Here is a 25123-nt window from a genome sequence, read left to right as displayed (position 1 = left end):
CCGCTCCTCAAACCGCCAGCGCCAGGGCGGCGTCGTCCGTGAAGGCGCCGCCCTCGACCACCGCCTGCTCCAGGCCGGAGGCGGCCACCAGGAGGTTCTCGGCGTAGAACCGGGCGAGGGCGATGCGGGCCGCGTGCGCCGGGTCCGTCTCGCCAGCCTTCCGGGCAGCGCTCGCGGCGAGCGCGCCCCGGGCGAGGCAGGCGGCGCCCAGCGTCAGGCCGAACAGGCGCAGGTACGGCGTCGCGCCGGCGAGCGCCGCCTCGGGGCGGTTCGAGCTCAGCGCGGCGAGCTGGTGGCTCGTCGCCCGGTCGAGGCTGCCGATCCCGTCGCGCAGCCGCGCCGCCATGTGGCCGAAGGCGGGGTCGCCGGCCTTGAGCAGTCCCTCCGCGGCGCGGCGCATCCAGGCGATCTGCGACCGCGCGGTGGCCCCGCCGTTCAGCGGCAGCTTGCGGGCGGTGAGGTCGATGGCCTGGATGCCGTTGGTCCCCTCGTAGATGCCGAGGATGCGGGCGTCGCGCATGAGCTGCGCCGCGCCGGTCTCCTCCACGAAGCCCATGCCGCCGTGGACCTGCACGCCGAGCGAGGTCACCTCGTTGGCGAGGTCCGTCGCGAACGCCTTCGCGACCGGGGTCAGCAGCGAGGCGCGGTCCAGGGCCGCCTGCCCCTCCGGTCCCTTCGACGCGTCGAGGGCCGCGGCGGTGAGGTAGCAGATGGCGCGGGCGGCGGCCGTCGAGGCCTTCATGGTGAGCAGCATGCGCTGCACGTCCGGATGGGCGGCGATCGGGCTGGTCGCCTCGGCGGCGCCCACCGCCTTGCCCTGGCGGCGCTCCTGCGCGTAGGCGAGCGCCCGCTGGGTCGCGGCCTCGGCGATTCCGACGCCCTGCAGGCCGACATTGAGCCGCGCCGCGTTCATCATCGTGAACATGCAGGCCAGCCCCTTGTTCTCCTGGCCGATCAGCCAGCCGGTGGCGCCGCCGCCGTCGCCGAACGCCATCGAGCAGGTCGGCGAGGCGTGGATGCCGAGCTTGTGCTCGATCCCGGAGCAGCGCAGGTCGTTGCGGGTGCCGTCCGGCAGCACCTTCGGCACCAGGAACAGGGAGATGCCCCGCGTGCCGGCGGGCGCGTCGGGCAGCCGGGCCAGGACGAGGTGGACGATGTTGTCGGCGAGGTCGTGCTCGCCGTAGGTGATGTAGATCTTGTTGCCGGTGATCCGGTAGGTGCCGTCGCCCGCCGGCACGGCCCGGGTGCGCAGCAGGGCAAGGTCGGAGCCCGCCTGCGGCTCGGTCAGGTTCATGGTGGCGGGCCACGCGCCCGAGACCAGCTTCTCGAGGTAGCGCGCCTTCAGGTCGCCCGAGCCGTGGGCCGCGAGCGCCTCGATGCCGCCCTGGGTCAGGAGCGGGCAGAGGCCGAAGGCGAGGTTGGCGCCGTTCCACATCTCGGTGCAGGCGGCCTCGATCAGCTTCGGCAGGCCCTGGCCACCGTGGTCGGCCTCGGCCGAGAGCCCGTTCCAGCCGCCCTCCGTGAAGGTGCGGTAGGCCTCGCGCCAGCCGGGCGGCGTGGTGACCTGCCCGTCCGCGAAGGGGGTGCCGTGCCGGTCGCCGACCCGGTTGAGCGGCGCGATCACGCCGGCGGCGATCCGTCCGGCCTCGGTCAGGATCGCCTCGGCGTCGTCGGGATCGACCGCGTCGAGCCCGGCCACGTGCCGCAGCGTGAAGAGCATCTCGGGGACCGGGGCGCGGTAACTCATACGATCCTCCCGTGTGGCGGCCCGCCCGCGCGTTCGATCCGGGGCGGGTTTGACCGCGCCCGCGCACCGGCGCTAGGGCGGGGCGAGGATAGGCGCGCGGGGCTCGCACCGCCATGACCTCGGAGACGGCTTCCCGCATGAACGATCCCGGGTCAACGGTCCCGGCCGCGACCCGGCGGCTCCCCGCCGACGCGGCCGGCCTCGCGGAGGCCGCCGCGCTCCTGCGGGCGGGCCGCCTCGTCGCCTTCCCCACCGAGACCGTCTACGGGCTCGGGGCGGACGCCACCGACCCCGCCGCGGTGACGGGCATCTTCGCCGCCAAGGCGCGGCCGCGCTTCAACCCGCTGATCTCGCACCTGCCCGACGCGGCGGCGGCCCTGGCGGAGGGGGTCTTCGACGCGCCGGCGCGCCGCCTCGCGGAGGCCTTCTGGCCCGGCCCCCTGACCCTGGTCGTCCCGGCGCATGCGGGCACGCGGGTCTGCGACCTCGCCCGCGCCGGCCTGCCGAGCCTCGCCCTGCGGGTTCCGGCGCACCCGCTCGCGCGCGCGCTCCTCGCCGAGGCCGGGCGGCCGGTCGCGGCGCCCTCGGCCAACCGCTCCGGGCGGGTGAGCCCGACCCGGGCCGCCCACGTCCTCGACGATCTCGCCGGCCGCATCGCCGCGGTGCTCGACGGCGGCGACACGCCGGTGGGCGTCGAGTCGACGGTGGTGGCCTGCCTCGGCGGCACGCCGCGGCTGCTGCGGCCCGGCGGCGTCACCCGGGCGGCGCTCCGGGAGGTGCTCGGCCTCGATCCGGCAGCGCCCGCGGCGGCGGATGCCGACCGGCCGGCGGGCCCGGGCATGCTCGCCTCGCACTACGCACCGCGGGCGCGGGTCCGGCTCGACGCGGTGCGGATCGCACCCGGCGAGGCGGTCCTGCTGTTCGGCTCGCATCTCCCGGCGGATCACGAACTCGCGCGGGCCAGCGTCAACCTGAGCCCGGCGGGCGATCTCGCCGAGGCCGCTTCCCGGCTGTTCGGCGCCCTGCGCGACCTCGACGCCTCGGGGGCGGAGACCATCGCGGTCGCGCCGATCCCCGAGGACGGGCTCGGCGAGGCGATCCGAGATCGCCTCGCCCGGGCGGCCGCGCCCCGCTGACGGCGGAGAATTTTTCGCCGGCCGCGGAACAGAGTTCGGCCTGATCCGTTTACTGATCACGAAGGCCTTCTCAGCCCCCAATGGCCTTTTTCCTTTCAGGCTCGGAGCAATCCGAGCCTTTTTTCTTGGCTTCTCAGTCTCGGGCCAGCTTGGCGGCAATGCCCGCCACGTGGCGGCCCTGGAACCGCGCGCCCTCCAGCTCGACGGCGCTCGGCTGGCGGGAGCCGTCGCCGTCCGCGATCGTGCTGGCGCCGTAGGGCGTGTTGCCCTTCACCGCCTCGACGCCCGCCTGCCCCTGGAAGCTGTAGGGCAGGCCGACCACCACCATGCCGTGGTGGAACAGCACCGTGTGGAAGCTCGTCAGCGTCGTCTCCTGGCCGCCGTGCTGGGAGGCCGTGGAGGTGAAGACCGAGCCCACCTTGCCGACCAGGGCGCCCTTCATCCAGAGCCCCCCGGTCTGATCGATGAACTGCTTCATCTGCGAGGCCATGTTGCCGTAGCGGGTCGGCGTGCCGAAGATGATCGCGTCGTAGTCGGCGAGCTCGGCGACGGTCGCGACCGGCGCCGCCTGATCGAGCTTGAAGTGGCTCTGCCGGGCGACCTCCTCCGGGACCAGCTCGGGCACGCGCTTGACGACGACCTCGGCCCCCGTCTCGCGGGCTCCCTCGGCGACGGCGTAGGCCATCTGCTCCACGTGACCGTAGGTCGAGTAGTACAGCACCAGAACCTTCGCCATGGGATGGTCTCTCCTGCGTGTCGGACGGCCGACCGAATCGTCGGCCGGCGGATGGCCCCTGCATCGCGCATTTGCCGCCTTGCAAGAATGCGCCGCCATGCAAGACTGATCTTGCACAGATGCAAGGTTCGGGGCGTGGCGCTCGATTGGGACGAATTCCGGTTCGTGAAGGCGGTGGCCGATCGGGGCGGCCTGACTGCGGCGGCGGCCGAACTGGGCATCAATCACTCGACGGCGTTCCGGCGCCTCGCCGCCCTGGAGGCGCGGCTCGGCGCGCGCCTGTTCGAGCGGCTGCGCACGGGCTACGTGCCGACCGCCGCCGGGCAGGCGATGATCGAGGCGGCCGGGCGCATCGAGCTGGACGTGGCACGGTTCTCCCGCGCGGTGGCGGGACAGGGCGAGACACCCTCCGGCGAGCTGCGGGTGACCGCGCCGGCGGGCTTCGCCGCCGAGCTGCTGATGCCGATGCTGGCGAGCTTCGCGGAGCGTTATCCTGAGATCCGGATCGAGCTCATCCTCGCCGAGGCGACCCTCAACCTGTCGCGCCGGGACGCCGACGTGGCGATCCGGATCAGCCGGGAGCCGAGCGAGACCCTGGTCGGGCGCCGCCTCGCCCTCACAGCCTGGGCGGTCTACGGCCGCGCCGACCGCGCTTACGGCGACCTGGCCCGCGAGACATGGATCAGTCCGAGCCCGCTGGTGGCGGGGGGCTCGCTCACGCGGTTCGTGGAGGCGCGGGTGCCGTCCGACCGCGTCCGCCTGCGGATCAACGCAGTGCTGGGCCTGGAGGCGGCGGTCGAGGCCGGTCTCGGCATCGGCCCTCTCCCCTGCTTCACGGCCGACGTCAACCCGGCGCTGCGCCGCCTGTCCGGACCGCACCTGGAACTCGGGGCGGACCTGTGGATCCTGACGCATCCGGACCTGCGCCACGCGGCGCGGGTCCGGGCCTTCATGGAGCACGTCGCCGAGGCGCTGCTGCCCCTACGGGCGCGCTTCGAGGGCCGATGACCCGCCTCAGCGGATCTCGACGACCTCGACCTCGTGGCCGTTCACCTCGACCACGTCGCCGATCGTCTTGCCCGTGATGGCGCGGGCGAGCGGTGCCACGTACGAGATCGAGCCCTTGTGCGGGTCGGCCTCGTCCTCGCCGACGATCCGGAAGGTCTGCCGGGTCTCCTTGCCGGACTCGTCCTCGCGGACCACCGTGACGGTCGAGCCGAACTGCACGGTGTCGCCGCCCCTGGGCTCCACGAGCTGCGCGGTGTTCTTCCGGGCCGTCCAGTAGCGCAGGTCGCGCCCGATGCGGGAATCCTCCGCCTTGTCGGCGGGGTCCAGCGAGGCGACCTCCTTCTCGAGACGCGCCACCTCGGCCTCGATCTGCGCGAGCCCCTCCGGCGTGACGAAGTTCGTGTGCGGCGAGATCGGCCGGTCCGGCAGATTCTCGAACGCTTCCCCACCCTCGGGCTCTTTGACGAATGCGACGCTCATGAAGACGCCAACACGCGAGGTACGGCAAAGGTTCCCGCGCGACGGCGGTTCGGCCGGCCCGGCGTTATCGCCGTGGCGCGACACGGGCACCGCTCGCTAGACTCTCCGGCGATTCATCCGGAGCCGTCGATGTCGTCCCTGTCCGCCGCCGAGGCCGTCGCCGCCAACCGCCAGGCCTGGGATGCCTCCGCGCCGCTGCACCGGAGCGACCCGTCTTGGGACCGGCTGACGCAGAACTTCGCGCGGGATCCCGGCTTCTCCTGCTTCGACCCGCCGATGGAGGCGGCCCTGCGGGCGATCGGCCTCGCCGGGACCTCCGTCGCGCAGCTCTGCTGCAACAACGGGCGGGAGACGGTGTCGCTGATGAATCTCGGCGCCCGGTCGGCGACCGGGTTCGACCAGTCGGAGGCGTTACTCGCCCAGGCCAGGGACCTCGCCGGCATCGCCGGGCGCGACTGCCGCTTCGTCGCGGGCGACGTGCATGCGATCGACGCGGAGCACGACGGTGCCCACGACCTCGCGGTGATCACCATCGGCGTGCTGGGCTGGATGCCCGACCTGCCGCGCTTCCTCGCCGTGGCGGCGCGCCTCCTGCACCCGGGCGGCCGGATCCTCATCCACGAGGAGCACCCCGTCGTGAACATGTTCGAGCCGCGGGCGGAGCAGCCGCTCCTGGTCCGGCACTCCTATTTCCGCACGGCGCCGTTCGTGGGCGAGGACGCCATCGTGTACGGCGACGGGCCGGCCCCGCGGGTCGGACCGCATTACTGGTTCGCCCATCCCGTCGGGATGCTGATCGAGAGTCTGATCGGTGCGGGCCTCGCGATCGAGCGGTTTCGGGAGTTTCCGGACAACATCAGCAGCACGGCCTGCGACGTGCTCGCCGCCGACCGGCTCCTGCCGATGAGCTACCTGCTCCAGGCCCGGAAAGCCGCCTGACGGGCGCCGGACCTACGCCACCGTCACGACGGTCCGGCCTCGGACCTTGCCGGCCAGGATCTCCTCGCCGAGCCGGCCGACCTCTTCCAGGCAGACCTTGCTGGTCATGGCGGCGAGCTTGGCCAGATCGAGCTCCCGGGCGAGGCGGGCCCAGGCCTCGCGCCGCTTCTTCTGCGGGGTGGTGACGCTGTTGATGCCGAGCAGCGAGACGCCGCGGAGGATGAACGGCGCCACCGAGGTCGGCAGGTCCATGCCCTGCGCCAGCCCGCAGGCCGCGACGGCGCCGTCCGCCCGGGTCATGGCGAGGACGTTGGCGAGGGTCGTGGAGCCCACGGCGTCAACGCCGGCGGCCCAGCGCTCCTTGCCCAGCGGCTTGCCGGGCTTCGACAGTTCGGCCCGGTCGAGGATCTCGGCGGCGCCGAGCCCCTTCAGGTAATCGGCCTCGCCGTCCCGGCCCGTGGAGGCGATCACGTGCCAGCCCGCCCGGGCGAGGAGCGCCACCGCGACGGAGCCGACGCCGCCCGAGGCGCCGGTGACGATGACCGGGCCGTGCTCGGGCTTCACGCCGTGAGCGTCCAGCGCCATACAGCACAGCATCGCCGTGTAGCCGGCGGTGCCCACCGCCATGGCCTGCTCGGCCGTGAGGCCCTGGGGCAGCGGAACCAGCCAGTCGCCACGGACCCGGGCGCGCTGCGCGTAGGCGCCGAGATGCGTCTCGCCGACGCCCCAGCCGGTGAGCACGACCGCGTCGCCCGGCCTGTACTCCGGATGGTCCGAGGCCTCGACGATCCCCGAGAAGTCGATGCCGGGGATCATCGGGAAGCGGCGCACCACCGGCGACTTGCCGGTGAGCGCGAGGCCGTCCTTGTAGTTCAGGGTCGAGTGCGTCACCCGCACGGTGACGTCGCCGTCCATCAGGTCGGCGTCGTCGAAGTCCGTGAAGGCGAGGCTCTGGCCGGCCTCGTTCTTCTCGACCACCCAGGCCTTGAACGTCCCCATCGTCACCTCCCGTGCTGCGCGGTGAGGTGTGGCCGGGACGCCCGGAATCAAGGCGACGGCGGTCGTTACCGGCTCAGTATCCGTCGTAGCGGCTGCCCGTGTAGAAGCCGAGACCGACGCCGATATCCGAGGAGCTCGCCCCGGTGATGCCGAGGGCGTCCGGGATCGAGCCGACGAGCGGACCGCCGTAGGCCGCGGGCCGGTAGCCGTAACCGCCGCCGATCGGCGCCCAGCCGGCCCGGGCGGGCGCGACGAGGACGCGGCGGCTGACGCTGGCGTATTCCGGCGGGATCGTCTCGGGGATCGTCTGCGCCGGGCGGATCAGCACGGTCCGGGTGCGGACGGCGAAGCGCGGCGGCGTGGTCACCCAGCAGCCGATCAGCTCGCCGCCGGGGCCGCGGCTGGTCTGCCAGTAGCGGCCGCCGGGCGAGACCATCACGCGCTCCGACACCGTGTCGTAGACCGGCGGCGTGGTGCGATAGACCGTGCGGGGCGGGCGTACTAGCACGTTCTCCTGCACGGTGTCGTAGACCGGCGGCGTGACGACGCGGCGATAGCATTCGGAGCCGTAGCAGCCGCCGGCCTGGGCGGGTGCGGCGAGGAGCGCGCCGCCGAGGGCGGCGGCGAGGAGAGCGGTGCGAGCGACCGGCGCGGTCATGGAAGTCCTCTGGTACGCATTACTACGAGACGCGGCGCGGACGCGGCGCTCGTCTCGACGTACCAGAGGCCAGACTCGTTGCCCGGCGCGCAAGCATTATCGGGAACGAAGGTAAAATTAACCCTTGGTTTCGACTGCTTAGGCGTCGCCTACCTAGGTAGGATTGTTCGGATCTTGGACAGTTCCTCTTATGAAGTCCGGTCCGGCCCGGGTCAGGTCTGGCCGGCCCGGAGCTGGTAGAAGATGTGCCGGCCGATCACGTCCATCTTGCGCAGGCGGCGGGCCCAGCCCGGACGCACGTAGTCGGCGTGGTAGTGGGTCGCGGCGCCGACCTCCGCGAGGTAGGTCCGGCCCTCGATCACCGAGCGGGCGATGCGGGTGGCGGACTCCCAGGCGCCGGCATCGGTGATGCGCAGCGACTTGCCCTCGCAGGCGAAGGAGAACTGGCACCCCATGTAGTGGTGCCGGTTCTGGTAGACGACGCCGCAGACGCTCGCCGGGTAGAGGCCGCTCTTCACCCGGTTGAGCACCACCTGGGCGACGGCGGCCTGGCCGGCCTCGGGCTCGCTCCGGGCCTCGAAATAGACCGCCTCGGAGAGGCAGCGCTGCTCCTTGTCGAGGGCGTTCGGGTCGATCAGGTCGGCGTAGCGCCGGCGCGCGTCCTCGGGCACCGGCTGGGCGCTGTCGGGCCGCTCGGTGCGGATCGCGAAATCGGGGAGCGCGAGGCTCGCCGCGGCGATCTCGACGGGGATGGCGTCGGCGGGCGCCGGCGTCGTGGAGGACAGCGCGATGGCCCGCGGCACCGGCGGGGTCGAGCCGTCGAAGCGCTCGGGGCCGCCATCCTCGGTGAGGTCGGCCGTTCCCGCGCCCGTGGAGGCGGCGGTGCCGCTGCCGGTGGTGAGGCCGAGATCCGGCACGGGGACGAAGGCGGCCTCCGGCTCGGATTCCGGGTCCCAGATCGCGGAGCCCTGCGTCAGCACGCCGGTGACGCTCCCGGTAACGTCGCCGAACACCAGGGCGCCGCCCGCCTCGCGCAGGTTCGCGGCCCGGCGCGCGAAGCTCTCGGCCGGCGGCCGGGCGGGGTCGCCCTTGCCGGCCCGCTGCACGACGGGGAAAACGTGCGCGCCGGTCTTGAAGGTCGCCTGGGGCGGCTCGTCGCCGAGGCGGCGGAGGGCCGATCCGATCAGCAGGGTGCCGGGCGGCAGCGGCGGGACCGTGTCGGCATCGATCACCCCGAGCCGGCTCGCCCCGATGGCGTTCTCCGTGCCGGCATCGGCGGTGAACGACACCAGCAGGCCCAGCCCGACCATCCAGGGCGTCAGGGCCGCCGAGAGCCAGCGCAGGCTCGATTCCCGTCCTCGTCTCGTGCCCACGACGCCAGACCCGCACTCACGCACCCGAACCGGCCCGATCCTGCCCGTTTCCAGGGTGTTTCTGCGGCCGCGCCGAGTTTATCGCGCGGTATGGTTGAGCTGCCGTTAAGGCCGGACGGTCGCGCGTGTCTCGATACGGTTTCGGGGTTGCAGTCGACACTGCCCGGCCCGTCATCACGAGCGCAGCGAAGTGACCCAGGGCAGGGGGACGCCTTCCAGCGTGGCGCGACACTGGGTTGCTTCGCTGCGCTCGCAAAGACGGCGTTCGAGTTGGTGAGGGGACACGGCCGGACAAAGGCAGGCCGGAACGAGAAAGGGCGGCCCGAAGGCCGCCCTCTCCCAACTCAGTCCTGCCGACGGCCTCACTCGGCGGCGGCGGGCGGAAGCTCCTCGACCGGCATGGCGCCGCTCTCGGCCTGCTTCTGCTGCAGGATCATCGCGTCGCGGCGGCGGGCGATGGAGCGGATATCCGCCACCATCGAGCCCGTGCCCGCCGGGATCAGCGACCCGACGATGACGTTCTCCTTCAGGCCTTCCAGGGTGTCGACCTTGCCGTTGACCGCCGCCTCGGTGAGGACGCGGGTGGTCTCCTGGAACGAGGCCGCCGAGATGAACGACTTGGTCTGCAGCGACGCCTTGGTGATGCCCAGCAGGACCGGAACGCCCTGGATCGGCTTCTTGCCCTCGGCCAGCAGCTTCTCGTTGAAGTCGGTCAGCTCCGTCCGGTCGATCTGGTCACCCGAGAGGATGTCCGAGTCGCCGCCGTCGGTCACTTCGACCTTCTGCAGCATCTGACGGACGATCACCTCGATGTGCTTGTCGTTGATCGACACGCCCTGCAGCCGGTAGACCTCCTGGATCTCGTTGACGAGGTAGGCCGCGAGTTCCTCCACGCCCTTGATCGCCAGGATGTCGTGCGGGGCCGGGTTTCCGTCGACGATGTAATCGCCGAGCTCGACCACGTCCCCGTCCTGCAGGTGGATGTGCTTGCCCTTCGGGATCAGGTACTCGACCGCCTCCGAGCCGTCATGCGGCGTCAGCGTGAGCCGACGCTTGTTCTTGTAGTCGCGGCCGAACGCGATGGTGCCCGACTTCTCGGCGATGATCGCCGCGTCCTTCGGGCGCCGGGCCTCGAACAGCTCCGCCACCCGCGGCAGACCGCCGGTGATGTCGCGGGTCTTGGCCGAGTCGGTCGAGACGCGGGCGAGAATGTCGCCGGCATTCACCTTCGCGCCGGGATCGAAGCCGATGATGGCGTCGACCGGAAGGAAGTAGCGGGCGTCCGAGCCGCGGGGCAGCTTGAGCGCCTTGCCGTCCCGATCGACCACGACCATCGCGGGCTTGAGGTCGGAGGTCCGGGCCGAGCCGCGCCAGTCGACGACGACGCGCTTGGCGATGCCGGTCGACTCGTCGGTGGTCTCGGTCATGGACTGACCGTCGACCAGGTCCTCGTAGGCCACGATGCCGTCGACCTCGGTGAGGATCGGACGGGTGTAGGGATCCCACTCGGCGATGCGCTGCCCACGCTTGATCTTGTCACCCTCGTCGACTCGGAGCTTGGCGCCGTACTGCAGGCGGTGGACCGCCCGCTCGACCCCGTCCGACCCGACGACCACCACCGCCACGTTGCGGCCGGTGGCGATCAGATCGCCATCGGAGTTCTTGGCGATCGCACGGTTGCGGATCTTGATCGTGCCCTCGAAGCTCGACTCGATGAACGACGAGTCGGCGATCTGGGCCGCACCGCCGATGTGGAAGGTGCGCATCGTGAGCTGCGTGCCCGGCTCGCCGATCGACTGCGCCGCGATGACGCCGACGGCCTCGCCCATGTTGACGGGCGTGCCGCGGGCGAGATCGCGCCCGTAGCAGGTGGCGCAGACGCCGCTCTTGGTCGCGCAGACGAGCACCGAGCGGATCTTCACCTCCTGGATGCCGGCGGCGTTGATCGCCGGAAGGTGCCGCTCCTCGATGGTCTCGCCGGTCTTGACGATCACCGTGCCGTCCGCGGCCACCAGATCCTCGGCCGTGGCGCGGCCCAGGATGCGGGTGGCGAGCGTCGCCACGACCTGGCCGGCATCCACGATGGCGCGCATCTTGATGCCGTTGGTCGTGCCGCAATCGACCTCGCGGATGACGGCGTCCTGGGCCACGTCGACGAGGCGGCGGGTCAGGTAGCCGGAATTCGCGGTCTTCAGGGCGGTGTCGGCCAGGCCCTTACGGGCACCGTGCGTGGAGTTGAAGTACTCCAGAACGTCCAGGCCTTCCTTGAAGTTCGAGATGATCGGGGTCTCGATGATCTCGCCCGACGGCTTGGCCATGAGGCCGCGCATCGCCGCGAGCTGCTTCATCTGGGCAGGCGAGCCGCGGGCACCCGAGTGGCTCATCATGTAGATCGAGTTGACCTGCTTGTCGGCCCCGTGCTCGTCCTTCTGGACGGCCGAGATCCGGCCCATCATCTCGGCGGCCAGCTTGTCCGAGCACTTCGCCCAGGCATCCACGACCTTGTTGTACTTCTCACCCTGGGTGATCAGGCCGTCGTTGTACTGCTGCTCGTAATCCTTCACCAGCGCGCGGGTCGTGTCGACGATCGACCACTTGTTCTCCGGCACGACCATGTCGTCCTTGCCGAACGAGATGCCGGCCTTGAACGCGTGGTTGAAGCCGAGCGCCATGATCCGGTCGCAGAAGATCACCGACTCCTTCTGACCGCAGTGGCGGTAGACGGTGTCGATCATCGCCGAGATCTCCTTCTTGGTCATCAGCTTGTTGACGACGTCGAAGGGCACCTTGGCGTGCTTCGGCAGGGCGCCGGAGAGGATCACGCGGCCGGGCGTGGTCTCGTAGGTCTTGGTCAGCGGCTCACCGTCCGGGCCGATGCCGGTCCAGCGCCACTTGATCTTCGAGTGCAGCGACACGGCCTTGGCGGCGAGAGCGTGCTCCAGCTCGCCCATGTCGCCGTAGACGCCCTGCATCGGGTTCTTGGTGTTGCCCGGCTTGAACTCGCCCGGCGCGCCCTCGGCCACGATCGACAGGTAGTAGAGGCCGAGAACGATGTCCTGCGACGGCACGATGATCGGCTGACCGTTGGCCGGGTGAAGGATGTTGTTGGTCGACATCATCAGGACGCGCGCTTCCAGCTGCGCCTCGAGCGACAGCGGGACGTGCACGGCCATCTGGTCGCCGTCGAAGTCGGCGTTGAACGCGGCGCAGACTAGCGGGTGCAGCTGGATCGCCTTGCCCTCGATCAGCTTCGGCTCGAAGGCCTGGATGCCGAGGCGATGCAGCGTCGGCGCGCGGTTCAGCATCACCGGGTGCTCGCGGATCACCTCATCGAGGATGTCCCAGACCTCCGGCTTCTCCTTCTCGACGAGCTTCTTGGCCTGCTTGACGGTGGCCGAGAAGCCCTTGGCGTCGAGGCGCGCGTAGATGAACGGCTTGAACAGCTCCAGCGCCATCTTCTTGGGCAGGCCGCACTGGTGCAGCTTCAGCTCCGGACCGACCACGATCACCGAGCGGCCCGAGTAGTCGACGCGCTTGCCGAGCAGGTTCTGGCGGAACCGGCCCTGCTTGCCCTTCAGCATGTCGGCGAGCGACTTCAGCGGGCGCTTGTTGGCGCCCGTGATGACGCGGCCGCGGCGGCCGTTGTCGAACAGGGCGTCGACAGCCTCCTGCAGCATCCGCTTCTCGTTGCGGATGATGATGTCGGGCGCGCGCAGCTCGATCAGCCGCTTCAGGCGGTTGTTGCGGTTGATGACGCGGCGGTACAGGTCGTTCAGGTCGGAGGTCGCGAAGCGGCCGCCGTCCAGCGGGACCAATGGGCGCAGGTCCGGCGGGATCACCGGCACGACCGTGAGGATCATCCATTCCGGCTTGTTGCCGGACATCTGGAAGGCCTCGATGATCTTGAGCCGCTTCAGGAGCTTCTTGGGCTTCAGCTCCGAGGTGGTGACGGCGATCTCCTCGCGCAGATCGTTGGCGATCTTGTCGAGGTCCAGCTCCTGCAGGATGCGCCGGATGGCCTCGGCGCCGATCATGGCGGTGAACGAGTCCTCGCCGTACTCCTCCTGCGCGCGCAGGTACTCCTCCTCCGACAGGAGCTGGCGCTCCTTCAGGGGGGTGAGGCCCGGCTCGATGACGCAGTACGACTCGAAGTACAGGATCCGCTCGAGGTCCTTGAGCGCCATGTCGAGCAGCAGGCCGATGCGCGACGGCAGCGACTTCAGGAACCAGATATGCGCGACGGGGGCGGCCAGCTCGATGTGGCCCATGCGGTCGCGCCGGACACGCGCGAGGGTGACCTCGACGCCGCACTTCTCGCAGATGACGCCCTTGTACTTCATGCGCTTGTACTTGCCGCACAAGCACTCGTAGTCCTTGATCGGCCCGAAGATGCGCGCGCAGAACAGGCCGTCGCGCTCGGGCTTGAAGGTCCGGTAGTTGATGGTCTCGGGCTTCTTGATCTCACCGTACGACCAGGAGAGGATCTTCTCCGGGGACGAGATCGAGATCTTGATCTGATCGAAGCTGACCGGCTGGGCCTGCTGGTTGAAAAGGTTCATGACCTCTTGGTTCATGATCCGCTCCTTGTTGACGCCGGCAGCCCCGCGCCGGGCCACCGCGTCCTGAAAAAGATCCGGCGCCGCGCCCCGCGCGGGCGCTGCTCACCGTCGTCGAACCCCGGAAGGCCCCTCCCCTTCCCGCTCGACCGTGGCGGCGGGCAACCGCCGCCACGGGAGGTGTGGTCTCTCTCTTACTCGGCCGCGTCCGCCGGCGGCTCCAGCTGGTCGTTGGCCGCCTTCTTGGAGGAGGTGAGCTCGACGTTGAGGCCGAGCGAGCGCATCTCCTTGACGAGCACGTTGAACGACTCGGGGATGCCGGCCTCGAAGGTGTCGTCGCCGCGGACGATCGCCTCGTAGACCTTGGTGCGGCCGGCTACGTCGTCCGACTTCACCGTCAGCATCTCCTGCAGCGTGTAGGCCGCGCCGTAGGCCTCCAGCGCCCAGACCTCCATCTCGCCGAAGCGCTGGCCGCCGAACTGCGCCTTGCCGCCCAGCGGCTGCTGGGTGACGAGCGAGTACGGGCCGATCGAGCGCGCGTGGATCTTGTCGTCCACGAGGTGGTGGAGCTTCAGCATGTAGATGTAGCCCATCGTCACCTTGCGGTCGAAGGGCTCGCCGGTGCGCCCGTCGTAGAGCGTCGACTGCGCCGAGCGGTCGAGACCGGCCATCTCCAGCATCTGCTCGATATCGGCCTCCTTGGCGCCATTGAAGACCGGCGTGGCCATCGGCACGCCGCGGCGGACGTTGTTGCCGGCCTCGGCCAGCTCCTCGTCCGTCAGGCCGTCGAGCTCGCCCGGGGAGTAGATCGCCTTCATCTCCTCCCGCAGCGGCGCGATGTCCTGCGACTTCAGATAGGCATCCACCGCCTTCGACACCTTGCGACCCAGGCCCGCAGCCGCCCAGCCGAGGTGCGTCTCCAGGATCTGGCCGACGTTCATGCGCGAGGGCACGCCCAGCGGGTTGAGCACGATGTCGGCATGCGTCCCGTCCTCCAGGAACGGCATGTCCTCGATCGGCACGATCCGCGACACGACACCCTTGTTGCCGTGACGGCCGGCCATCTTGTCGCCCGGCTGGATCTTGCGCTTCACCGCCACGAAGACCTTGACCATCTTCATGACGCCGGGGGGCAGCTCGTCGCCGCGCTGCAGCTTCTCGACCTTGTCGAGGAAGCGCTGCTCGAGGCGCTTCTTCGACTCGTCGTACTGCTTCTGCATCGCCTCCATCTCGGTCATGAGACGGTCCTCGATGACGGCGAACTGCCACCATTGCGAGCGCGGGTAGTCGTTGATCAGCTCGCGGGTGAGCGTGGTGTCCTTCCGGAAGCCCTTCGGGCCGGCCACCGGCGCCTGGCCGATCAGCACGTCCGCGAGGCGGGCGTAGGTGTTGCGGTCGAGGATCGCCTGCTCGTCGTCGCGGTCCTTGGCGAGGCGCTCGATCTCCTCGCGCTCGATCGCCTGGGCGCGCTCGTCCTTGTCGACGCCGTGGCGGTTGAACACGCGGACTTCCACGATGGTCCCGGTGACGCCCGGCGGCACCCGCAGGGAGGTGTCGCGCACGTCCGAGGCCTTCTCGCCGAAGATGGCGCGGAGCAGCTTCTCCTCCGGCGTCATCGGGCTCTCGCCCTTCGGGGTGATCTTGCCGACGAGGATGTCGCCGGCGTTCACCTCGGCACCGATGTAGACGATGCCGGCCTCGTCGAGGTTCTTGAGCGCTTCCTCGGAGACGTTCGGGATGTCGCGGGTGATCTCCTCCGGCCCGAGCTTGGTGTCGCGGGCCATCACCTCGAACTCCTCGATGTGGATCGAGGTGAACACGTCATCCTTCACGATCCGCTCGGAGAGCAGGATCGAGTCCTCGAAGTTGTAGCCGTTCCACGGCATGAACGCGACGAGCACGTTCCGGCCGAGGGCCAACTCGCCGAACTCGGTCGAGGGACCGTCGGCGATGATCTCGCCCTTCTTGACGAACTCGCCGACGCGGACCAGCGGCTTCTGCGTGATGCAGGTCGACTGGTTGGAGCGCTGGAACTTCTGCAGCCGGTAGATGTCGACGCCCGGCTTGTTGGCGTCGGCCTCCTCGGTGGCGCGGATGACGATGCGGGTGGCGTCCACCTGGTCGACGATGCCGGCCCGGCGGGCCGCGATGGCGGCGCCGGAATCCCGGGCGACCACCGCCTCCATGCCGGTGCCCACGAACGGGGCGTCGGCGCGGACCAGCGGCACGGCCTGGCGCTGCATGTTCGAGCCCATGAGCGCGCGGTTGGCGTCGTCGTTCTCGAGGAACGGGATCAGCGCCGCGGCCACCGAGACGAGCTGCTTCGGCGACACGTCCATGAGGTCGACGCGCTCAGGACCGACGACGATCACCTCGCCGGCCCGGCGGCAGACCACGAGGTCCTCCGTGAGCTTGCGGTTCTCGTCCATCTGGGCGTTCGCCTGGGCGACGTAGTACTTCGCCTCCTCCATGGCCGAGAGGTAGGCGACCTCGTCGGTGACCACGCCGTCGCGCACGCGGCGGAACGGGGTCTCGATGAAGCCGTACTTGTTCACCCGCGCGAAGGTGGCGAGCGAGTTGATCAGGCCGATGTTCGGGCCTTCCGGCGTCTCGATCGGGCAGATGCGGCCGTAATGGGTCGGGTGCACGTCGCGCACCTCGAACCCGGCGCGCTCGCGGGTCAGACCGCCCGGGCCCAGCGCCGAGAGGCGGCGCTTGTGCGTCACCTCGGAGAGCGGGTTGGTCTGGTCCATGAACTGCGACAGCTGCGACGAGCCGAAGAACTCGCGCACGGCCGCGGCCGCGGGCTTCGCGTTGATCAGGTCCTGCGGCATGACCGTGTCGATGTCGACCTGACTCATGCGCTCGCGGATGGCGCGCTCCATGCGCAGGAGTCCCAGGCGGTACTGGTTCTCCATGAGCTCGCCCACCGAGCGGACGCGGCGGTTGCCGAGGTGGTCGATGTCGTCGACCTCACCCTTGCCGTCGCGCAGCTCCACGAGCGCCTTGACCACCGCCAGCATGTCCTCCTTGCGGAGCGTGCGCACGGTGTCGGCGGCGTCGAGGTCGAGGCGCATGTTCATCTTCACGCGGCCGACCGCCGAGAGGTCGTAGCGCTCGGAATCGAAGAACAGCGAGTGGAACATCGCCTCGGCGGTCTCGAGGGTCGGCGGCTCGCCCGGGCGCATGACCCGGTAGATGTCGAACAGCGCACCCTCGCGGTTGGAGTTCTTGTCCACCGCCAGCGTGTTGCGGATGTAGGGGCCGATGTTGACGTGGTCGATGTCGAGCACCGGCAGCTCGGTGATCCCGACCTCCTCCAGGCTCTTCAGGAGCTTGTCGGTGACCTCCTCGCCGGCCTCGGCCCAGATCTCGCCGGTCTGCACGTTGACGAGATCCTCGGCGACGTACTGGCCGACGAGATCCTCGTCGGTCGCCTTGAGGAACTTGGTGCCCTTCTCGGTGATCTGGCGGGCGTTGCGGGCATTCAGCTTCTTGCCGGCCTCGAGCACGACCTCGCCGGAATCGGCGTCGATCAGGTCGACGGTCGCCTTCATGCCCTTCATGCGCTCGGCGTCGAACGGCACGCGCCAGTCGGCGCCGTCCCGGTCGTAGACGACCTTGTTGTAGAAGGTCGACAGGATCTCCTCGCCGTCGAGACCCAGGGCGTAGAGCAGCGACGTCGCCGGCAGCTTGCGCTTCCGGTCGATGCGGACGTGCACGATGTCCTTGGCGTCGAACTCGACGTCGAGCCAGGAGCCCCGGTACGGGATGATGCGGGCGGCGAACAGGAGCTTGCCCGAGGAGTGGGTCTTGCCCTTGTCGTGGTCGAAGAACACGCCCGGCGAGCGGTGCATCTGCGAGACGATGACGCGCTCGGTGCCGTTGACGATGAAGGTGCCGTTCTCCGTCATCAGGGGCATGTCGCCCATGTAGACGTCCTGCTCCTTGATGTCCTTGACGGACTTCGCCTGGGTGTCCGGATCGACGTCGAACACGATGAGGCGCAGCGTGACCTTCAGCGGGGCCGCGAAGGTGATGCCGCGCTGGCGGCACTCGTCCACGTCGTATTTCGGAGCCTCGAAGGTGTAGCGCACGAACTCGAGCAGCGCCGTGGAGGCGAAGTCGGAGATCGGGAACACCGACTTGAACACGCTCTGCAGCCCCTCGTCGGCGCGCCCGCCCTCGGGCTCGTCGACCATCAGGAACTGGTCGTAGGACGCCTTCTGAACCTCGATGAGGTTCGGCATCTCGGCAACTTCCTTGATCTTGCCGAAGAACTTCCGAATGCGCTTGCGACCGACCAGCGTGTTGGCCATGTGACCTCGCTCCTACCCGCGTGCCTCGCGCCCGGGGAAGCGTTCCCGAAAGGGACCTCCCGCACCGGGCCGTGACGCGCGCCCCGCCGAGCCGCGCCACCGAACCGAATCTCTTGCCGGTCCCGTTCCAGGACCATCCGCCGAAGCGGCCTAAAGCCCGCGGGCGCTGACCCGCGGGCTCCGGTCACGACAGGCTCGCGCGGAGCCTTCGTGGGGTGATGGGCCGGGACCGGCCCATCGTCGACTTACTTGAGCTCGACCTTGGCGCCGGCCTTCTCGAGCTGGGCCTTGAGCTTCTCGGCCTCGTCCTTGGCGACGCCTTCCTTGATCGGCTTCGGCGCGCCCTCGACCAGGTCCTTGGCCTCCTTGAGGCCGAGGCCGGTGATCGCGCGGACCTCCTTGATGACCTCGATCTTCTTGTCGCCGGCGGAGGCGAGGACGACCGTGAACTCGGTCTGCTCCTCAGCGGCGGCGGCGGCGCCACCGGCGGCCGGGCCGGCGGCCACGGCGACGGCAGCGGCGGCCGAGACGCCCCACTTCTCCTCGAGCATCTTGGCCAGGTCAGCGGCCTCGAGCACGGTCAGCGAGGACAGGTCGTCGACGAGCTTGGCGAGATCAGCCATTTTGAATTCCTCTCAGATATCGGTTTGAACGGATGGATTTTGAAGGGCCTCAGGCGGCCTCGTCCTTGTTGGCATAGGCCCCGAACACGCGGGCGAGCTTCGCCGCCGGCGCGTTGACGACCTGAGCGATCTTGGTCGCGGGCGCCTGCACGAGGCCCACGATCTTGGCGCGCAGTTCGTCGAGGGACGGGAGCGAGGCGAGCGCCTTCACGCCGTCCGGGTTCAGGGCGGTCTTCCCCATCGCGCCGCCGAGGATCACGAGCTTGTCGTTAACCTTGGCGAAATCGACCGCGACCTTCGCGGCAGCGACCGGATCGCCGGAATAGGCGAGCAGGGTCGGGCCCTTCAGGAGCGGCTTGATGGAGGCGACGTCCGTGCCATCGAGTGCGATGCCGGCGAGGCTGTTCTTGGCGACCTTCACGGTGGCGCCGGCCTGCTTCATCTGCGCGCGCAGCTTCTGCATGTCGGCGACCGTGAGGCCCTTGTAGTGGGCCACGACGACGACGGCGCTCTGATTGAACACGCCGTTGAGCGTCGAGACGAGATCAGCTTTAGCTGTCCGGTCCACTGGGCTCTCTCCGGTTGGCGGAACCCGGTCTCGGGTCCGCCGGTTGCACATGCCGCCCGGACGTGGTCTCGGCCTTCAGGAAGACCGGGAACGTCCGAACGACGCTTCGCGGCCCTGTCCCCGCGCGTGCCCCTTCGGGCCGCCTCGGGCGAGTTGGTTCAAACCGACACCCCTCCGCGGCCGGGGCCGGGGCGAGGCGTTTCGAATTCGGTCTTCCCCGTCTGTGCAGGCTGGCGGATTAAGCCGGCGAACCGGCACCTGCAGTCTCGGACAGGACATGGCCGGACAAGGCTCCGCGGGGCTCGTCGCCCCTGGGATCCTTCCGGCCAGTGCCACCCGGTTGCCCGGGCGACATTTCGAGCGGAAACCGGCCGATCGGCCGCTCTCCTTCCGTGAGGATGAAATGCGTGAGGCGCGGTGTATAGAGCCTAGCAAGCCGCCTGCCAAGGGCCGGAGCGCGACTTTTCCGCCGCAGGCAAGGACTTGCGCGGGTACCCTGCCGCTGCTGCATCGCTCGGGGCCCGTCCCGGGATCCCCGGCTAGGCCGCCTCGCGCTCCGGCACCAGCTTGCGCCGCGCGGCCTCCCACCAGCTGCGGTCGCGGGCGGCCTTCGCCTCCGCGGCCTTCGCGGCGTAGAACGAGGCGTTGTGCTCGCCGCGCAGGGCCTCGCGGGTGAAGCGGATCAGGTGGTGGGCCACGAAACCCATGTTGAACACCGCCTCGATCTGCCCGCGCTTCAGCGCGTAGCCGGCCGCGCTCCAGAACGGCCTGCGGTAGTCGGAGAAGATCCCGACGCGGGTGATGATGTTGAAGCCCAGGATGAGGCCGCGGCGCAGGTTGGTGAACGTGAGCTTTCCGGCCGTCGGCGTGGTGATGCGGTTCGGGTAGGTCACCGCGCACTGGTGCTTGAAGCGCTCGAAGATCTTCTCCGGCTCGTAGGCGTGCGCGATCGCCCGGCGCCAGCTGCTCACCACCGAATCGTGGGGGCGCTTGAACAGGACGTTCGACTCGAGGCTGGCGTCGTGGAGGAGCCGGCCCTCGCGCTCCAGCCGGTCCCAGAGCGGGGTCTTGGGCAGGGCCTGGAGCAGGTTGATGGTCAGGACCGGGATCGCCGAGCGGTCGATGAAGTCGATCAGGTTCTGCTCGGATTTGTCGGTGTCCGAATCGAGGCCCAGGATGATGCCGGAGGTCACCTCGAGCCCGTAGGAATTGAGGGTCTCGATCGCCTCGTACATCGGCACGGCGGCGTTGTGGGTCTTGTCGATGCCCTTGAGGGCGTCCGCCTCCGGGGTCTCGATCCCGACGAACACCGTCATGAAGTTGGCCTGCCGCATCAGCTCCAGGATCTCGGGCTGCTTGGCCATGTTCAGCGTCGCCTCGCAGGCGAACTGGAGCGGGTAGTTGTTCCGCTTCTGCCATTCCACGAGGTGCGGCAGCATCTCGCGGGTCGCCTTGCGATTGCCGATAAAGTTGTCGTCGACGAAGTAGACCACCGCCGGGTGGCCCGGCTGGCTGACGATGGCGTCGAGCTCGGCGCACATCTGCTCCGGGCTCTTCAGGCGCGGCTGGCGGCCGTAGAGCTGCGGGATGTCGCAGAACTCGCAGCGGTAGGGGCAGCCCGAGGAGAATTGCAGGGAGCCGATCAGGTAGCGCTTGAGCGGCGCCGCCTCGTAGGCCGGAGCCGGGAAGTCCGCGAGCGGGAGGCGATCCTTGGTCTCCAGCACCACCTGGGCGGGCGGCGGCGTGAGGTCCGCGTCGAGGCGGGCGACGAGCTGGTCGGTGGCGTCGCCGATCTCGCCGATATGGAGGTAGTCGAAGTCGCCGTACTTCTCAGGCGCGCCCGAGACCGAGGGGCCGCCCAGCACCGTCACCTTCCCGGCCGCGCGGGCGCGGTCGCGGATATCGTGGATCTGCGGCTCCTGGATGTGCATCCCGGAGACGAAGACCGCGTCGGCCCAGGCGAAGTCGGCCGGGCCCGCGCGGCGGATATTCTCATCGATGAACCGGCATTCCCAAGCCTCCGGCATGTAGGCCGCGATCAGCAGCAGCCCCTGCGGCGGCATGAACGCCTTCACCCCGCCCATCAGCGGGTAGGCGTGGGAGAATGTCCCGAAGGACGGCGTGTAGGCGGGAAAGACGCACAGGATGCGTCGCTTGGAGGTGACCGTCAGGGTGCATCGCATGCCGGCCTATCTAGCACAGCCGCGGCCGTTGGCGCCCCCCTCGGCGGTTAAGAATGGCGTGAGGGACGCAGGTTCGGGCCGGCCCATCGCGGCTTGTCTTCCTGTCGCGTCACCGACCGTATTCCGCGCCTGCCTCGCGCCTTGGACAGGCCTGCGTCGGAGACAGGTCCGAGACAGGGACGAGCACCGATCCCGCTCCCGCGAACGCAGAGCGCCCGGCCGTTCCCGGCCGGGCGCTCCGCAGCGTCGACGATTCGTCCCGCCTCAGGCGGTCAGGACCGTGTTCGGCTCGACCTTCACGCCCGGGCCCATCGTCGAGGTGACGGCGATGCGCTGGACGTAGGTGCCCTTGGCGCCCGCGGGCTTCGCCTTGGCGACGGCGTCCGCGAAGGCCTTGATGTTCTCGACGAGCTTGTCGGCGTCGAACGAGACCTTGCCGACGCCGGCATGGACGATGCCGGCCTTCTCGACGCGGAACTCGACCGAGCCACCCTTGGCGCCGGCGACGGCGCCCTTCACGTCCATGGTGACGGTGCCGACCTTCGGGTTCGGCATCAGGCCGCGCGGGCCCAGCACCTTACCGAGACGGCCGACCAGCGGCATCATGTCGGGGGTCGCGATGCAGCGATCGAACTCGATCTTGCCGCTCTGCACGATCTCGAGGAGATCCTCGGCGCCGACGATGTCGGCACCGGCGGCCTTGGCGTCGTCCGCCTTGGCGCCGCGGGCGAAGACCGCCACGCGCACCGTCCGGCCGGAGCCGTTCGGGAGATTGCAGACGCCGCGGACCATCTGGTCGGCGTGGCGGGGATCGACGCCGAGGTTCATCGAGACCTCAACGGTCTCGTCGAACTTCGCGGTCGCCCGCTCCTTGACCAGCTTGATCGCCTCGTCGAGCGCGTAGAGCTTGGTCGCCTCGATGCCCTCGCGGGCGGCGCGGATGCGCTTGCCTTCCTTAGCCATGCTGCCCTCCCTTACGCGACGACTTCGAGGCCCATGGCCCGCGCGGAGCCACGGATCATCGCGACGGCCGACTCGACCGTGTCGCAGTTGAGGTCGGGCATCTTCTTCTCGGCGATCTCGCGAAGCTGCGCCTCGGTGATCTTGCCGACGGTCGGGCCCTTGCCCGGGGTCTTGGAGCCGGAGGCCGGCTTCTTGCCGAGCTTCAGGCCGACGGCCTTCTTCAGGAAGAAGGTGACCGGGGGCTGCTTCATCTCGAAGGTGAAGGAGCGGTCCTGATACGCGGTTATGATCACCGGGATCGGGGTGCCCTTCTCCATCTGCGCGGTCTTCGCGTTGAAGGCCTTGCAGAATTCCATGATGTTGAGGCCGCGCTGACCGAGCGCGGGGCCGATCGGCGGCGACGGGTTGGCGGCGCCGGCCGGGACCTGAAGCTTCACGTAGCCCGTGATCTTCTTCGCCATGGGACTGCTCCCAATGAAAATCCGCCCCCGTGCGGCCTGAAGCGCGGCGGGTCGGACGGTTGCAGGTCGCGGTGCGAGCCGTGGATCCCGGAGGCGAAGCCGGGCGGTTCTCCCGCGGATGGTGCCGCGCTCTCAGCGGAACGCGGCGGCTTCGCGGTCCCCGCACCCGGTGGGGATGCGGCGACCGGAACGGATGGGCGGCCGGAGGGCCGCCGCGATCGGGGGCTCAGGCCTTCTCGACCTGGGCGTACTCGAGCTCGACCGGCGTGGCGCGGCCGAAGATCGACACGGCCACCTTGAGGCGGGAGCGGGCGTCGTCGATCTCCTCGACGGTGCCGTTAAAGCTGGCGAACGGGCCGTCGGCGACCCGGACGGTCTCGCCGATCTCGAAGGAGATCGAGGGCTTCGGCCGGTCGACGCCCTCGGCGACCTGGCCCTTGATCCGCTCGGCCTCGGCGTCCGGGATCGGCACCGGCTTCGACTTGTCGGCCCCGAGGAAACCCGTGACCTTCGGGGTGTTCTTGATCAGGTGGTAGACCTCGTCGGTGAGGTCGCACTTCACCAGCACGTAGCCGGGGAAGAACTTGCGCTCGGCGTCGACCTTCCGGCCGCGGCGGACCTCCACGACCTTCTCGGTAGGGACCATCACCTCGTCGAACAGCTCGGTCAGCCCGCGCTGGGCCGCCTGGTCCTTGATGGACTGGGCAACCTTGTTCTCGAAGTTCGAGTAGGCGTGGACGATGTACCAGCGCTTCGACACGGTTCCGTTCAACTCCGACAAGTCCCCGGGGTCACCCCCGATCGGCGGCGAGCCGCCCCCAGACGCCCAGGATTTCTCAGACGCCCAGGATCAGGCCGACCAAGAAGCGCAGGGCCTGATCCACGACCGTGAAGAACAGGCTCGCGGCGACGACCATCACGAACACCATGATGGTCGTGATCGTGGTCTCCCGGCGGGTCGGCCACGTGACCTTGCGGGCCTCGTCGCGCACCTGGGCGAAGAACTCACCCGGCGTGGCGCGCTTCTGCGGCGCGCGGGCGGGGGTCGCGGGCCGGGCGGGCGGCGGATTCGCGGGACCGCGGGCCGCGCCGCGCACCAGGTCCACCTTCTTGGTCGCTTCGTTCGATGCCATGGCGCCAGTGTCTGTGCGTGTTCGGCCCCGAGGCAGAGACCGCATCCGGGAATGCGAATGTCGGCGCCGAGGACCCGGATGGGCCCGCACCGACGGTCGCTTCAGATCTCGGATTGCGCCCGCTCTAGCGCAACTCCCCCGGCTTGTCGACCGGGCCGCCGCGCGGGATCGGGCTGAATGTCTGGCAGGAGTGGAGGGACTCGAACCCGCAACCTCCGGTTTTGGAGACCGGCGCTCTGACCAGTTGAGCTACACTCCTAGCGCACCGCCCAATGCCCCATCGCGGCGCGGCTTGCAAGGGGTCGCTTGCGGGAAGCGGGCGGGAAGCGGCGCCGACAGGACCCCGCCCGCCCGAAACGACGACGCCGGCCCCCGTCGAGACGGGGGCCGGCGTCGGAGAGGCGGGGCGGCGCGCGGCGCCGCCCCGGATCGATCGTCAGTCGTTGATGGCGGCGACGACGCCGGCGCCGACGGTGCGGCCGCCCTCGCGGATGGCGAAGCGCAGCTTCTCCTCCATGGCCACCGGCACGATCAGCGCCACGTCCATGGTCACGTTGTCGCCCGGCATCACCATCTCGGTGCCCTCCGGCAGCGTGCAGATCCCGGTCACGTCCGTGGTCCGGAAGTAGAACTGCGGCCGGTAGTTGGTGAAGAACGGCGTGTGGCGGCCGCCCTCCTCCTTGGTCAGGATGTACGCCTCGGCCTTGAACTTCGAGTGCGGCTTCACCGAACCCGGCTTGCACACGACCTGGCCGCGCTCCACGTCCTCGCGCTTCGTGCCGCGCAGCAGCACGCCGACGTTGTCGCCCGCCTGCCCCTGGTCGAGCAGCTTGCGGAACATCTCCACGCCCGTCACCGTCGTCTTGGTGGTCGCCCGGATGCCGACGATCTCGACTTCCTCGCCCACCTTCACGATGCCGCGCTCGACGCGACCCGTCACCACCGTGCCGCGGCCCGAGATCGAGAACACGTCCTCGATCGGCATCAGGAACGGCATGTCGATCGGACGCTCCGGCTGCGGGATGTAGCTGTCCACGGTCGCCATCAGCGCCAGCACCGCCTCCTTGCCGATCTTCGGCTCCTTGTCCTCGAGCGCCATCAGCGCCGAGCCCTTGGTGATCGGGATGTCGTCGCCCGGGAAGTCGTACTTCGACAGCAGCTCGCGCACCTCCAGCTCGACCAGCTCCAGGAGCTCCTCGTCGTCGACCATGTCGACCTTGTTGAGGAACACCACCAGCGCC

General features: G+C 69.7%; 19 protein-coding genes and 1 tRNA gene. 3 read left to right on the top strand and 17 right to left on the bottom strand.

What is annotated here, in order from left to right; all coding sequences use genetic code 11:
• Positions 1-7 precede the first annotated feature (7 nt).
• Entirely contained in the window at positions 8-1747 is a 1740-nt protein-coding gene (locus BM419_RS22205; RefSeq protein ID WP_091927693.1) for an acyl-CoA dehydrogenase family protein, read from the bottom strand.
• 137 nt (positions 1748-1884) lie between these two features.
• Here BM419_RS22205 and BM419_RS22200 point away from each other — a divergent pair, with 137 nt between their 5' ends.
• Positions 1885-2883, top strand: coding sequence for an L-threonylcarbamoyladenylate synthase (locus BM419_RS22200; RefSeq protein ID WP_091927724.1), 999 nt, complete (start codon positions 1885-1887; stop codon positions 2881-2883).
• Positions 2884-3016: 133 nt separating this feature from the next.
• On the opposite strand, the gene wrbA is transcribed toward BM419_RS22200, so the two are convergent.
• Positions 3017-3619, bottom strand: coding sequence for an NAD(P)H:quinone oxidoreductase (gene wrbA, locus BM419_RS22195; protein WP_091683025.1), 603 nt, complete (start codon positions 3617-3619; stop codon positions 3017-3019).
• A 135-nt stretch (positions 3620-3754) separates the two neighbouring features.
• Here wrbA and BM419_RS22190 point away from each other — a divergent pair, with 135 nt between their 5' ends.
• The gene (locus tag BM419_RS22190) at positions 3755-4627 is read left to right on the top strand and encodes a LysR family transcriptional regulator (RefSeq protein WP_091927692.1); all 873 of its coding nucleotides are present in this window, start codon (positions 3755-3757) and stop codon (positions 4625-4627) included.
• 6 nt (positions 4628-4633) lie between these two features.
• Here the strand turns inward: BM419_RS22190 and greA are convergent, their stop codons facing one another.
• The gene (gene greA, locus BM419_RS22185; protein ID WP_091927691.1) at positions 4634-5107 is read right to left on the bottom strand and encodes a transcription elongation factor GreA; all 474 of its coding nucleotides are present in this window, start codon (positions 5105-5107) and stop codon (positions 4634-4636) included.
• 129 nt (positions 5108-5236) lie between these two features.
• On the opposite strand from greA, the gene BM419_RS22180 reads away from it, so the two are divergent.
• A complete protein-coding gene (locus BM419_RS22180) occupies positions 5237-6046 on the top strand; it encodes a class I SAM-dependent methyltransferase (protein WP_091927690.1) in 810 nt (269 codons plus the stop codon).
• Between the two features lie 12 nt (positions 6047-6058).
• Here BM419_RS22180 and BM419_RS22175 read toward each other — a convergent pair whose 3' ends face one another.
• The 14 genes from BM419_RS22175 to BM419_RS22110 all read right to left on the bottom strand — a co-directional run.
• The gene (locus BM419_RS22175; RefSeq protein ID WP_091927689.1) at positions 6059-7045 is read right to left on the bottom strand and encodes an acrylyl-CoA reductase (NADPH); all 987 of its coding nucleotides are present in this window, start codon (positions 7043-7045) and stop codon (positions 6059-6061) included.
• 73 nt (positions 7046-7118) lie between these two features.
• The gene (locus BM419_RS22170; protein WP_091927688.1) at positions 7119-7703 is read right to left on the bottom strand and encodes a hypothetical protein; all 585 of its coding nucleotides are present in this window, start codon (positions 7701-7703) and stop codon (positions 7119-7121) included.
• Positions 7704-7915: 212 nt separating this feature from the next.
• Positions 7916-9013 (bottom strand): cell wall hydrolase, encoded by a 1098-nt coding sequence (locus tag BM419_RS22165; protein ID WP_056526330.1) that lies wholly within the window; start codon positions 9011-9013, stop codon positions 7916-7918.
• Positions 9014-9438: 425 nt separating this feature from the next.
• Positions 9439-13650 carry a DNA-directed RNA polymerase subunit beta' gene (gene rpoC, locus BM419_RS22160; protein ID WP_026605423.1) on the bottom strand — a complete coding sequence of 1404 codons (4212 nt, stop codon included), beginning with the start codon at positions 13648-13650 and terminating at the stop codon, positions 9439-9441.
• 176 nt (positions 13651-13826) lie between these two features.
• Positions 13827-17951: a DNA-directed RNA polymerase subunit beta gene (gene rpoB, locus BM419_RS22155; RefSeq protein WP_091927687.1), complete on the bottom strand. Its 4125-nt coding sequence runs from the start codon at positions 17949-17951 to the stop codon at positions 13827-13829.
• Positions 17952-18196: 245 nt separating this feature from the next.
• Positions 18197-18574: a 50S ribosomal protein L7/L12 gene (gene rplL / locus BM419_RS22150; protein WP_020096227.1), complete on the bottom strand. Its 378-nt coding sequence runs from the start codon at positions 18572-18574 to the stop codon at positions 18197-18199.
• 49 nt (positions 18575-18623) lie between these two features.
• Complete coding sequence (gene rplJ, locus BM419_RS22145; RefSeq protein ID WP_026605422.1) at positions 18624-19142, bottom strand: 50S ribosomal protein L10; 519 nt, start codon at positions 19140-19142, stop codon at positions 18624-18626.
• 539 nt (positions 19143-19681) lie between these two features.
• Complete coding sequence (locus BM419_RS22140; protein ID WP_091927686.1) at positions 19682-21325, bottom strand: B12-binding domain-containing radical SAM protein; 1644 nt, start codon at positions 21323-21325, stop codon at positions 19682-19684.
• Positions 21326-21589: 264 nt separating this feature from the next.
• Positions 21590-22288 carry a 50S ribosomal protein L1 gene (rplA, locus tag BM419_RS22135; protein WP_020096224.1) on the bottom strand — a complete coding sequence of 233 codons (699 nt, stop codon included), beginning with the start codon at positions 22286-22288 and terminating at the stop codon, positions 21590-21592.
• A gap of 11 nt (positions 22289-22299) precedes the next feature.
• A complete protein-coding gene (rplK, locus tag BM419_RS22130; RefSeq protein WP_010686899.1) occupies positions 22300-22749 on the bottom strand; it encodes a 50S ribosomal protein L11 in 450 nt (149 codons plus the stop codon).
• A gap of 226 nt (positions 22750-22975) precedes the next feature.
• On the bottom strand, positions 22976-23509 hold the full coding sequence (gene nusG, locus BM419_RS22125; RefSeq protein WP_012320778.1) for a transcription termination/antitermination protein NusG: 534 nt from the start codon (positions 23507-23509) through the stop codon (positions 22976-22978).
• A 76-nt stretch (positions 23510-23585) separates the two neighbouring features.
• Positions 23586-23882, bottom strand: coding sequence for a preprotein translocase subunit SecE (gene secE / locus BM419_RS22120; protein ID WP_020096222.1), 297 nt, complete (start codon positions 23880-23882; stop codon positions 23586-23588).
• A gap of 182 nt (positions 23883-24064) precedes the next feature.
• Positions 24065-24141 (bottom strand) — tRNA-Trp (locus tag BM419_RS22115).
• Between the two features lie 177 nt (positions 24142-24318).
• On the bottom strand, positions 24319-25123 hold an 805-nt coding region (locus BM419_RS22110; RefSeq protein ID WP_091927033.1), incomplete at its 5' end, for an elongation factor Tu.

Source organism: Methylobacterium sp. yr668, from assembly GCF_900116245.1.
Taxonomy (GTDB): domain Bacteria; phylum Pseudomonadota; class Alphaproteobacteria; order Rhizobiales; family Beijerinckiaceae; genus Methylobacterium.
The sequence above is the reverse complement of the archived record's forward strand: the minus strand, read 5'-3'. Positions and strand labels throughout refer to the sequence as shown.

What these genes read in the sequence shown, in the direction of transcription:
- BM419_RS22205 (WP_091927693.1), bottom strand. Translation starts at nt 1,747, where the DNA reads ATGAGTTACCGCGCCCCGGTCCCCGAGATGCTCTTCACGCTGCGGCAC.
- BM419_RS22200 (WP_091927724.1), top strand. Translation starts at nt 1,885, where the DNA reads ATGAACGATCCCGGGTCAACGGTCCCGGCCGCGACCCGGCGGCTCCCC.
- wrbA (WP_091683025.1), bottom strand. Translation starts at nt 3,619, where the DNA reads ATGGCGAAGGTTCTGGTGCTGTACTACTCGACCTACGGTCACGTGGAG.
- greA (WP_091927691.1), bottom strand. Translation starts at nt 5,107, where the DNA reads ATGAGCGTCGCATTCGTCAAAGAGCCCGAGGGTGGGGAAGCGTTCGAG.
- BM419_RS22180 (WP_091927690.1), top strand. Translation starts at nt 5,237, where the DNA reads ATGTCGTCCCTGTCCGCCGCCGAGGCCGTCGCCGCCAACCGCCAGGCC.
- BM419_RS22175 (WP_091927689.1), bottom strand. Translation starts at nt 7,045, where the DNA reads ATGGGGACGTTCAAGGCCTGGGTGGTCGAGAAGAACGAGGCCGGCCAG.
- BM419_RS22170 (WP_091927688.1), bottom strand. Translation starts at nt 7,703, where the DNA reads ATGACCGCGCCGGTCGCTCGCACCGCTCTCCTCGCCGCCGCCCTCGGC.
- BM419_RS22165 (WP_056526330.1), bottom strand. Translation starts at nt 9,013, where the DNA reads ATGGTCGGGCTGGGCCTGCTGGTGTCGTTCACCGCCGATGCCGGCACG.
- rpoC (WP_026605423.1), bottom strand. Translation starts at nt 13,650, where the DNA reads ATGAACCAAGAGGTCATGAACCTTTTCAACCAGCAGGCCCAGCCGGTC.
- rpoB (WP_091927687.1), bottom strand. Translation starts at nt 17,951, where the DNA reads ATGGCCAACACGCTGGTCGGTCGCAAGCGCATTCGGAAGTTCTTCGGC.
- rplL (WP_020096227.1), bottom strand. Translation starts at nt 18,574, where the DNA reads ATGGCTGATCTCGCCAAGCTCGTCGACGACCTGTCCTCGCTGACCGTG.
- BM419_RS22140 (WP_091927686.1), bottom strand. Translation starts at nt 21,325, where the DNA reads ATGCGATGCACCCTGACGGTCACCTCCAAGCGACGCATCCTGTGCGTC.
- rplA (WP_020096224.1), bottom strand. Translation starts at nt 22,288, where the DNA reads ATGGCTAAGGAAGGCAAGCGCATCCGCGCCGCCCGCGAGGGCATCGAG.
- rplK (WP_010686899.1), bottom strand. Translation starts at nt 22,749, where the DNA reads ATGGCGAAGAAGATCACGGGCTACGTGAAGCTTCAGGTCCCGGCCGGC.
- secE (WP_020096222.1), bottom strand. Translation starts at nt 23,882, where the DNA reads ATGGCATCGAACGAAGCGACCAAGAAGGTGGACCTGGTGCGCGGCGCG.